The 10,417-nt window shown below is 64.6% G+C and carries 9 protein-coding genes; all 9 read left to right on the top strand.

Annotated features, from left to right (window positions below; all coding sequences use genetic code 11):
* On the top strand, nucleotides 1–2,117 hold a 2,117-nt coding region (locus IC66_RS0132165), incomplete at its 5' end, for an indolepyruvate ferredoxin oxidoreductase family protein (RefSeq protein ID WP_038950424.1).
* Nucleotides 2,118–2,469: 352 nt separating this feature from the next.
* Complete coding sequence (locus tag IC66_RS0132160) at nucleotides 2,470–3,486, top strand: hypothetical protein (RefSeq protein WP_085971852.1); 1,017 nt, start codon at nucleotides 2,470–2,472, stop codon at nucleotides 3,484–3,486.
* A 1,034-nt stretch (nucleotides 3,487–4,520) separates the two neighbouring features.
* Nucleotides 4,521–5,678, top strand: a complete 1,158-nt coding sequence (locus IC66_RS0132155) for a thiolase domain-containing protein (protein ID WP_038950422.1) — start codon at nucleotides 4,521–4,523, stop codon at nucleotides 5,676–5,678.
* Nucleotides 5,678–6,067 carry a Zn-ribbon domain-containing OB-fold protein gene (locus tag IC66_RS0132150; RefSeq protein ID WP_038950421.1) on the top strand — a complete coding sequence of 130 codons (390 nt, stop codon included), beginning with the start codon at nucleotides 5,678–5,680 and terminating at the stop codon, nucleotides 6,065–6,067. The genes IC66_RS0132155 and IC66_RS0132150 overlap by 1 nt, the downstream gene beginning before the upstream one ends.
* A 143-nt stretch (nucleotides 6,068–6,210) precedes the next feature.
* Nucleotides 6,211–7,071 (top strand): MaoC family dehydratase, encoded by an 861-nt coding sequence (locus IC66_RS0132145; RefSeq protein ID WP_038950420.1) that lies wholly within the window; start codon nucleotides 6,211–6,213, stop codon nucleotides 7,069–7,071.
* 160 nt (nucleotides 7,072–7,231) lie between these two features.
* Nucleotides 7,232–8,110 (top strand): SDR family oxidoreductase, encoded by an 879-nt coding sequence (locus tag IC66_RS0132140; RefSeq protein WP_038950419.1) that lies wholly within the window; start codon nucleotides 7,232–7,234, stop codon nucleotides 8,108–8,110.
* Nucleotides 8,111–8,234: 124 nt separating this feature from the next.
* A complete protein-coding gene (locus tag IC66_RS0132135) occupies nucleotides 8,235–9,188 on the top strand; it encodes a dihydrodipicolinate synthase family protein (RefSeq protein WP_028140970.1) in 954 nt (317 codons plus the stop codon).
* A 4-nt stretch (nucleotides 9,189–9,192) separates the two neighbouring features.
* Nucleotides 9,193–10,008, top strand: coding sequence for an NUDIX hydrolase (locus IC66_RS0132130; protein ID WP_038950418.1), 816 nt, complete (start codon nucleotides 9,193–9,195; stop codon nucleotides 10,006–10,008).
* 80 nt (nucleotides 10,009–10,088) lie between these two features.
* On the top strand, nucleotides 10,089–10,417 hold a 329-nt coding region (locus IC66_RS0132125; RefSeq protein WP_038950417.1), incomplete at its 3' end, for a DMT family transporter.

Genomic DNA, 10,417 nt, shown 5'->3' with positions numbered 1-10,417 from the left:
TCGGCTGCCACTTCATGGCGCTGTGGATGGACCGCTCGACCGAGACCTTTACGCATATGGGCGGCGAGGGCGTGCCGTGGGTCGGCATCGCACCCTTCACCAACGAGAACCATATCTTCGCCAATCTCGGCGACGGCACCTATTTCCACTCGGGCCTTCTCGCCATCCGCCAGGCGGTGGCGTCCAAGACCAACATCACCTACAAGATCCTCTACAACGACGCGGTGGCCATGACCGGCGGCCAGCGCCATGACGGCGATCTCTCGCCGCAGCAGATCACCCATCAACTCCACGCCGAAGGCATCCGCGAGATCTATCTGGTCTCGGAGGCGCCCGATGCCTATCCGGCCAGCACCATCGCGCCGGGCGTGAAGCTCTACCATCGCGACGAGCTGCAAAACGTCATGAAGATGTGCCGGGAACACAAGGGCACATCGGCGATCGTGTTCGTGCAGACCTGCGCCGCGGAAAAACGCCGCCGCCGCAAGCGCGGCCTGATGGAGGATCCGGCGCGCCGCGTCATGATCAATCCGGCCGTCTGCGAAGGCTGCGGCGACTGCTCGGTGCAATCGAACTGCATCTCGGTCGAGCCGCTGGAGACCGAGTTCGGTCGCAAGCGCGCCATCAACCAGTCCTCCTGCAACAAGGACTATTCGTGCCTGAAGGGCTTTTGCCCGTCCTTCGTCACCGTCGATGGCGGCAAGCCACGCCACCGCGCGCCGGCCGACCTTTCCGACATCGGTGCGATTGCCGAGCCGGCGTCGCGGCCGACACTCGACAAGCCCTATAACATCGCGGTCGGCGGCGTCGGCGGCACCGGCGTTCTCACCATCGGCGCGCTGCTCGGCATGGCCGCCCATATCGAGGGCAAGGCCTCGATGATCCTCGACATGTCGGGCCTTGCACAGAAGGGCGGGGCGGTGCTCAGCCATGTCCGCCTGTCGGATCATCCCGCGGAAGTGACCTGCTCGCGCATCGTCACCGGCACGGCCGATCTCGTGCTCGCCGCCGACGAGGTGGTCGCGGTCGCCAAGGACACGATCTCGCTCTGCGACTCCACCCGGACCCGCGGCATCATCAACAGCCACGTCATTCCGACCGCCGATTTCGTCCTCAACCGCGACTTCAATTTCCAGACCCGCAAGCTGAATGGGCTCTTGGAAACGGCGCTGCACAAGGACTCGGTCTTCTTCGATTTCACCAAGCCGGCCGAGCAGCTGCTCGGCGACAGCATCGCCACCAACATGATGATGATGGGCTATGCCTATCAGAAGGGCCTGTTCCCGCTCTCGGCGGAATCGATCGAGCAGGCGATCGAGGTCAACGGCGTCTCGATCAAGATGAACAAGGAGGCCTTCCGCCTTGGTCGCCTCGCGGTCGCCGATCCCGCGCGTCTTGCCGACATGCTGAAGGGCACGGACCAGGTCGCAGCGCCCAAGTCGCTGGAGGCCATGACGCTCGATGAAGTCATCGAGCACCGCGCCAAGCACCTCACGGCCTATCAGAACAGCCGTCTCGCCAAGCGTTATCGCAGGCTGATCGACCAGGTGCGCGACGCCGCGGTGAAGGGCGGTTATGGCGATGCGTTGCCACGCGCGGTCGCAGTGAACTACGCCAAGCTGCTGGCCTACAAGGACGAATACGAAGTCGCGCGCCTCTACACCGACGGCGCCTTCGCCCAGCAGCTCCGCGATCAGTTCGAGGGCGACTTCAAGTTCAACTTCAACCTTGCGCCGCCGATCCTCGGCGGCGGCCTCGACGCGCTGGGACGCCCGAAGAAGCGAGCCTTCGGCCCCTGGATGCTGAACGTCTTCGGCGTGCTGGCGAAACTCAAATTCCTGCGCGGAACGCCGCTCGACATCTTCGGCCGCAGCGCCGACCGCAAGCTCGAGCGTGATTTGATCGCCGGCTACGAAAAGGACGTCGCAACCGTGCTCGGCCTGTTGTCGCCGGTCACGATCGACACCGCGGTGGAACTCCTGTCGCTGCCCGATCGCATCCGCGGCTACGGCCCGGTGAAGGAGAAAGCTGTTGCGGACGCAAAGATGCGTTACGCCCAGCTCGCCGCCGACCTCGCCAACCCGCCGCCCGCGCCAAGGCAGATCGCGGCGGAGTAGGGCGGTTCCGTAGGTGCTGTAGGGCGGATTAGCGAAGCGTAATCCGCCACGTCCGTTGCCGTGGAGATCAATACGGCGGATTATGCCTTCGGCTAATCCGCCCTACGGCACTCCTTCCAGGAATAAGGCGCTCTCGTAGGGTGGGCAAAGGCGCCCACCATCTCGCCACGACTGCACCAGAAGACGTGGGCACGCTTCCGCCGTCGCCCTTCGAGCTACAGCGGACAAGTCGCTTTTTCCCTACGGACTAAATTCATCCGTTTGACAAGAGTTGTGGCCGCGCGATATCAGCAACTTGCGATAGTGAAGCGCGCCGGGCGATGCGGCCGTGCGCTATGCGGGGCGATGATCGATGTCATTGCGCACTGTGTTGATTCTGTTTCTGGCCGTCGGTGTGTTGGCGGCGTTGGGGATGTTCTGGAATCAGCATGCCATCGAACGCGTCATGCGCGATGGCTATGGCACCACCGGAAAGATCATTTCGGCCAAAGTCGTCTCGCCGCGGTTTCCGTTCGTGTTTGACGGCGGCTGGCCGCGCTATGTCGACGAAAGTCTGTCGATCGGATTGCAGTGGACCGGCAGGGATGGCGTCCAGCGCGAGCGCACGGGCATAGCGGTCAGTGCTGCCTATGCGGCGCGGATCATGGTTGGCAATCAGCTCAAGCTCCTGACGATCCCAATCCAGGCCGTTGACGACGATTCATCGCTTCCGGTCATTGTCGAAGATCTCGACGACCATCTGAGCCACATCCGGTCCACGTCGAGGTTCATGGCGGCGGGAGCGGGCGTTTGCGCCGTGCTCGTGATGCTCGTGATCGGATGGCAGGCATGGTCGGCGCGTCGAGGCGGGCCGGGGAGCGCGACGATCGCCGCCGGAGCAAGGCGTCCCTTTCCTTACATCCTCGGGACCCTGACTGCTGTGATGCTTCCGTTCGGCGGCTACATGCTGGTGAACTCCTACATTGAGCAAAGCACGTTGAATGAGATCCTCGCCCATGGCGATGAAGCTACCGCCGATGTTACCCGCGCCTACGGTGAGGTGAACAAGGCCGGTGAGGCCCCGAGCTATCTCGTGACGCTGGCGTGGACCGACAAGAGCGGACGACAGCAGGCCTACGGACCGACCCATATCAGCCCGGCCTTCTGGCGGCAGATCACGCGCAACGGCGTCCAGACCGTCAGACAGATCAGGATCCGCTATCTCACGGGCAGACCTGATGCGCGGCCCCTGATCGTCGACGACGCGGCCGAGCGCCAACACCAGGACAGTTTTGGCGTGAAGGGAGGCGCTGTTCTTCTCGTCCTCGGCCTGATGTTCGCCGGGCTGACCGCGTTCCGTTATCGCGCGCGCCCGAGCACCGCCTCGTAGCGAAGAGTCTGTCTTTCACCCCTCGTATCGGACGAGCGCGCAATGTTCACAGCTCGCTGCGGAGGCATCCGCTGAGGCCCGTGCCGCACAGCCCGACCTGACGGAAGGCAACTGGTCGGGACGGCGCAAGGTCCCGTAGGGTGGGCAAAGGTGCGAAGCGCCGTGCCCACGACCTCGCCAGGATTGCGAAGGACGTGGGCACGCTTCGCTTTGCCCACCCTGCGACACCACCCCTTGTGTTACCGCCGGGCGAAACATCCAAGAGACGAGTCAATCCCCGCGCGCAAAAACCTTCCACTTTACCGAAATTCGGAATTGTCGTATCGGTCCGCCACCTCATCCCTCAAGAGGGGCGTATCGCGATCGTCACGAAACGCGGGGTGAGTGGCGGTGGACGCGGGCTGCGTCGCGCGGGCGATTGTCTCGTGCACGACGGGCGCGGTCTCGCGTACGGCAAAATCGTGTGGTCCTGACGCCCGCAGGCTGGCGTCAAGTCTTGCGCTTCGCTCGCAAGGCGACGGGGGCAATAGTGCATCGCTCCCCGGGGAGAGCGCGACATAAGCCGTAAAGCCACTGCGCAGGGAAGGCCGGATGTTTGGCCGCACCTGTATGCCGCTGTGCATCTGTTCTTCGCGCAATCGCGCACAGCGGACCGTGGGTGCCCAGCCCGCACCCGGTCTTCCCTGCGCCCTCTGTTCAAGGAGGGAGCGAGACGGAAGCAAAGCTCGGGCGAAACATGCCGCGAGGATGCGGGGGCGTGTCTGCAGGACAAGGTCTCGTGCCCCGGACGCTGCGCAGCACGAAGTGATGCGCTGCTGAGCCGGGGCCCATCTCGCAACGAAAACGCGGCCGCATGGGTCCCGGCTCTGCGCAGCAACGCCGAAGCGTTGCAGCGCGTCCGGGACACCAGAACATACCCCACTTGCGCCAGTCCGCTGCCCTCTCGCGGGGCGGAATATTTCCGCGCTTGCCAATCTGCCCAGTGCGGTTCAGAAAAACGGGGCAAATAAGAAAAGCCAGCGGAGACCTGAAGTTTGACCATCAAGGGCAAGGCCTACATTGCCGGGATCTACGAACACCCGACCCGGCATGCGCCGGACAAATCCACCGCCCAGCTCCATGCCGAGGTCGCCAAGGGCGCGATCGAGGATGCCGGGATCAGCAAGGACGACGTCGACGGCTATTTCTGCGCGGGCGATGCGCCCGGCGGCGCCTGGCCGATGGTCGATTATCTCGGCCTCAACACCAAAAAGCTCCGCCACGTCGATTCCACCGAGACCGGCGGCTGTTCCTACATCATCCATCTCGGCCACGCCGCTGAGGCGATCGCGGCAGGCAAGTGCTCGATCGCGCTGATCACGCTCGCCGGCAAGCCGCGCACCGGCGCGATGCCGCCGCGTGCGGCCGGCGCCGAGGTCGATTTCGAATCCGCTTACGGCGCGACCACGCACAATGCCTACGGCATGTGTGCCATGCGCCATATGCACGACTATGGCACCACCTCGGAGCAACTGGCCTGGATCAAGGTCGCAGCCTCCCATCACGCGCAATACAATCCGCATGCGATGCTCAAGGACGTCGTCACCGTCGAGGACGTCCTGAACTCGCCGATGATCTCCGATCCCCTGCATCGCATGGATTGCTGTGTCGTCTCCGACGGCGGCGGCGCGCTGATCGTGACGACGCCGGAGATTGCCAAGAGCCTGAAGAAGCCGCTGGTCAAGCTGATCGGCCATGGCGAAGCCATGAAGGGCCCGCGCGGCGGAAAGGATCTCGATCTCACGTACTCCGCCGGCATCTGGTCCGGCCCGCGCGCGTTCGAGGAAGCCGGCATCACGCCGAAGGACATCAAATATGCCTCGATCTATGACAGCTTCACCATCACGGTGCTGATGCAGCTCGAGGATCTCGGGTTCTGCAAGAAGGGCGACGGCGGCAAGTTCGTCGCCGACGGCAATCTGATCTCGGGCGTCGGCAAGCTGCCGTTCAACACCGACGGCGGCGGCCTCTGCAGCAACCATCCCGTCAACCGCGGCGGCATGACCAAGATCATCGAGGCCGTCCGGCAGCTGCGCGGCGAGGCGCATCCGAAGGTGCAGGTCAGGAATTGCGATCTCGCCATCGCGCACGGCACCGGCGGCCTTTTGGGTGTTCGCCACGCCGCCTCGACGGCCATTCTGGAGCGCGTGTGATGAGCGAGACGAAGAAATATCCGGCCCCGGTGACGAACCCCGAGACCGCCGCGTTCTGGGACGCGGCCAAGCTGGGCAAGTTCATGATCAAGCGCTGCACGGCGTGCGGCGAAGCGCATTACTTCCCGCGCTCGATCTGCCCGTTCTGCTACTCCGACAAGACGGTGTGGGAGGAAGCGTCGGGCGAGGGCACGATCTACACCTGGAGCCTGATGCGGAAATCGCCGACCGGGCCCTATGCCATCGGCTACGTCACGCTGAAGGAGGGGCCGTCGGTACAGACCAATTTCGTCGACTGCGATCTCGAGAAGCTGAAGATCGGTCAGAAGGTGAAGGTGGTGTTCAAGCCGACCGACGGCGCACCGCTGCCGTTCTTCACACCGGCCTAGGGCGGTCCTCATCCTGAGGAGCTTGCGAAGCAAGCGTCTCGAAGGATGGCCGCGGCAAAGAAGCGTTTCGGGCATCCTCATGGTTCGAGACGGCGCAAAGCGCCTCCTCACCATGAGGATGAGAACCAGAGGAAACCAAAAAAATGTCCGCCAGATACGAAGAGCTCAAAGGCCTGAAAAACCTCGGCCAGAAATACGCCTACACCGACCGCGAGGTGATGCTCTACGCCTATGGCATCGGCCTCGGCGCCGATCCCATGGACGAGAAGGAGCTCGCCTTCGTCAATGAGGGCACGCTGACGCCGCGGCCGCTGAAGGTGGTACCGACGTTTGCGTCCGTCGCAGCCTGGGGCGCGGGCCCGGGCGAGATGAACCTCAACCGCGTCATGGTGGTCGACGGTGAGCGCGACATCACCTTCCACCAGCCGCTGCCGGTGGCTGCGCACATCACGGCCGACTCCTCCGTCGTCGAGGTCTACGACAAGGGCAAGGACAAGGGCGTCGTCATCGCGCACCAGACCGTGCTCAAGAACGAGAAGGGCGAGAAGCTTGCGACACTCGTCGCCTCGCGCTTTGCCCGCGGCGACGGCGGCTTTGGCGGGCCGAGCCTGACCCAGCCAGATCCGCACAAGATCCCCTCGCGCACGCCCGACAAGACCATCGACATCACCACGCGTCCCGACCAGGCGCTGGTCTATCGCCTCTGCGGCGACCGCAATCCGTTGCACAGCGATCCCGAGTTCGCCAAGAAGGCCGGCTTCCCGCGTCCGATCCTGCACGGCATGTGCACCTACGGCATCACCTGCCGCGGCGTGCTTCAGACCTACGCCGATTACGACGCAAGCGCATTCCGCCAGCACGTCGCGCGGTTCTCCTCGCCGGTCTATCCCGGCGAGACCGTGACCATGGACCTCTGGAGGGACGGCAACACGATCTCGTTCGAAGCGAAGGTGAAGTCGCGCGGCGTCACCGTGATCAAGAACGGCAAGACGGTCTTAGGTTAGGGCGGTCTCGTGCCCCGGACGCAACGCAGCACGCAGTGATACGCTGCAGAGCCGGGGCCCAGAGGCGGTAGCAAAGAGCTGGGTCCCGGCTCTGCGAAGCAGCGTTTCACGCTGCATCGCGTCCGGGACACGAAACAATAAGAGCAAGGGAGAGGCCACCATGGGACTACTCGACGGCAAGGTCGCGCTGATCACCGGCGCTGGCGGCGGGCTCGGTGAGGCCTACGCGAAGCTGTTTGCGCGGGAGGGGGCCTCGGTCGTCGTCAATGACCTCGGCGGTCCCCGTGACGGCTCCGGCGCCGACAAGTCGATGGCGCAGCTCGTGGTGGACGCGATCACGGCCGAGGGCGGCAAGGCGGTCGCCAACGGCGCCGACATCTCCACCATGGAGGGCGGCCAGTCGGTGTTCGACGACGCCATCAAGCATTTCGGCCGCGCCGACATCCTCGTCAACAATGCCGGCATTTTGCGCGACCAGACCTTCGCAAAGGCCAGCGAATCCGACTGGGACAAGGTCATCAAGGTGCATCTGAAGGGCACCTTTTGTTGCACCATGCCGGTGTTTCGCTGGATGCGGGAAAATGGCGGCGGTGTCATCGTCAACACCTCCTCGACATCAGGGCTGATCGGCAATTTCGGCCAGACCAATTACGGCGCGGCCAAGGGCGGCATCTGGGGCCTGTCCAACGTGCTGGCGATCGAGGGCCGCAAATACAACATCCGGATCTGGACGCTGGCCCCGGGCGCGCTGACCCGCATGACCGCAGACCTGCCCCGCTATAAGGAGAACCCCTCGGCGGCGCTGGGGCCGGACGGCATCGCGCCGGCCGTGCTATACATGGTCAGTGACTTGTCGGGCGACCAGACCGGCAAGGTGCTGGGCGTGTCCGGGCCCCGCGGCGTGCGCGAGATGCGGATGATGGAAATGGAAGGCTGGAAACCGCCGCACACGGGCTGGAAGGCCCAGGACATCGCCGATCACGCCAAGGAGATCTTCTTCTCCGAGGAGCAGATCAAGATGGGCGCGCGGCGGTTCTAGAAGGCCGTCATCCCGGGGCACGCGAAGCGTGAGCCCGGGATCCATACTCCGGATCGTGGTTATGGATTCCGGGCTCGCGACTGCGTCGCGCCCCGGAATGACAACAGAGAGAGACGAGGACTAGATGAAACTGACCGCCGACGCCAAGGGCACTTTCGCAATCGCGCCGACGCCGTTCCACGACGACGGCCGGATCGACGAGCGCTCGATCGATCGCCTGACCGATTTCTACGAGGAGGTCGGCTGCGACGGCGTCACGGTGCTGGGCATCCTCGGTGAGGCGCCGAAGCTCGATGCCGCCGAGGCCGAGCAGGTGGCGGTGCGCTTCGTCAAGCGTGCCAGGAAGATGCAGGTGATCGTCGGCGTCTCCGCGCCCGGCTTTGCCACCATGCGCTCGCTGGCCAAGGCCTCGATGGACGCCGGCGCGGCCGGCGTCATGATCGCGCCGCCGCCGAGCCTGCGTACCGACGACCAGATCGTCGGCTATTTCAAGCAGGCGGCCGAGGCGATCGGGCCGGATGTGCCCTGGGTGCTCCAGGATTATCCGCTGACCCTGTCGGTGGTGTTCACCCCCGCCGTGATCCGCAAGATCGTCATGGACAATCCGAACTGCGTGATGCTCAAGCACGAGGACTGGCCGGGACTGGAGAAGATCACGACCCTGCGCGGCTTCCAGAAGGACGGCTCGCTCCGTCCGCTCTCGATCCTCTGCGGCAATGGCGGCACGTTCCTGGACTTCGAGATGGAGCGCGGTGCCGACGGCGCCATGACCGGCTACGCCTTCCCGGAGCTTCTGATCGACGTCGTGAACCTCTCCAAGGCCGGCAAGCGCGATGCCGCGCATGATCTGTTCGACGCGCATCTGCCGCTGATCCGCTACGAGCAGCAGCCCGGCGTCGGCCTGACCATCCGCAAATACGTGCTGCAGAAGCGCGGCATCATCGCCTCCAGCGCCCAGCGCAAGCCCGGCGCGACCATCACGGCGATGGCGAAGGCGGAGGTCGAATATCTGCTGTCGCGCGTCGCCCGCGTCGACAAGCGCGCCAATCTCGGCCCGCAATCCAGCGCGGCAGGTTAGTTGGATGGCCGAAACATCATCATCACGCCCGGCGTCGACGATCCTCCTGCTGCGCGACGGCCCCACGGTCGACGGCAAGAGCCGCGACGAAATCGAGGTCTTCATGATGGTCCGCCATCATCAGATCGAGTTCAACTCGGGCGCGCTGGTGTTTCCCGGTGGCAGCGTCGATGCCGGCGACAACGAGATCGTCGCGCGCTCCGACCTGTATTCGGGCGGTGAAGGCCTCAGCGAGGCGGATCGCGGTTTTCGCATCGCGGCGATCCGCGAGACCTTCGAAGAGAGCGGCATCCTGCTGGCGCGGTCAAAGGGGACGGGCGCGCCTGTCGATGCCAGGCGTGCCGGCGAGATCGCCGACAAGCACCGCGTCGCGCTCAACGAGCACAAGATCAGCTTTCTGAACATTCTCGCCGACAACGGGCTCCAGCTCGCACTCGACACGCTCGTGCCGTACGCGCACTGGATCACGCCGGAGGGCATGCCCAAGCGCTTCGACACATGGTTCTTCCTTGCCGCGGCGCCACCCGACCAGCTCGGCGCCCATGACGGAAGGGAGTCGACCGATTCGATCTGGGTCTCGCCGCGCGAGGCGGTGGAAGGCGGCGAGAGTGGCCGCTTCAAGCTGCCGTTTCCGACCACGCGCAATCTGATCCGGCTGGCGAAGCAGGGCAGCGTGAAAGACGCGCTCGACCATGCCAAGGGCATGTCGATCGTCACGGTGATGCCCGTGATGACCAAGACCGAAACCGGCCGTCAGCTCCGTATCCCCCGCGAAGCCGGCTACGACGGCGAGGTGTTCGAGGTCGGGGCGCTGGGCTAATACACTTCGACACGTAACGAACTATCTGCGACCGCAGACGCGCTAGGTTCCGTCCCTGACAACGGGACGGAGCGCGCGGAATGGACAGCCGGCAGGACACCAACATCGCCGTCGAGCTGGCGCTCCTGGTCGCGCTCGCGACGCTCTGGGGCGGCTCCTACACCTTCATCAAGCTTGGCGTCGCCACCATTCCCCCAATTACCTTGATCGCGGCGCGGACCACGATCGCGGGCCTCCTGCTGCTCGTCGTGATGTGGGCGCGCGGCATCAGGATGCCGATGGACGCAGCGGCTTGGCAGCGCTTCGCCTTCCAGGCCGTGCTCAACAGCGTCATTCCCTGGACGCTGATCGCCTGGGGCGAGCGCCATGTCGATGCCGCGCTCGCCACCATCCTCAACTCGGCCGGACC

Origin of the sequence: Bradyrhizobium genomosp. III (genome assembly GCF_000261705.1) — a bacterium.
In the GTDB taxonomy this organism is placed as follows: domain Bacteria; phylum Pseudomonadota; class Alphaproteobacteria; order Rhizobiales; family Xanthobacteraceae; genus Bradyrhizobium; species Bradyrhizobium ottawaense.
Note: the sequence above shows the minus strand (reverse complement) of the source record. Positions and strands in the feature narration are given on the sequence as shown.

What these genes read in the sequence shown, in the direction of transcription:
- IC66_RS0132160 (WP_085971852.1), top strand. Translation starts at nt 2,470, where the DNA reads ATGTCATTGCGCACTGTGTTGATTCTGTTTCTGGCCGTCGGTGTGTTG.
- IC66_RS0132150 (WP_038950421.1), top strand. Translation starts at nt 5,678, where the DNA reads ATGAGCGAGACGAAGAAATATCCGGCCCCGGTGACGAACCCCGAGACC.
- IC66_RS0132145 (WP_038950420.1), top strand. Translation starts at nt 6,211, where the DNA reads ATGTCCGCCAGATACGAAGAGCTCAAAGGCCTGAAAAACCTCGGCCAG.
- IC66_RS0132140 (WP_038950419.1), top strand. Translation starts at nt 7,232, where the DNA reads ATGGGACTACTCGACGGCAAGGTCGCGCTGATCACCGGCGCTGGCGGC.
- IC66_RS0132135 (WP_028140970.1), top strand. Translation starts at nt 8,235, where the DNA reads ATGAAACTGACCGCCGACGCCAAGGGCACTTTCGCAATCGCGCCGACG.
- IC66_RS0132130 (WP_038950418.1), top strand. Translation starts at nt 9,193, where the DNA reads ATGGCCGAAACATCATCATCACGCCCGGCGTCGACGATCCTCCTGCTG.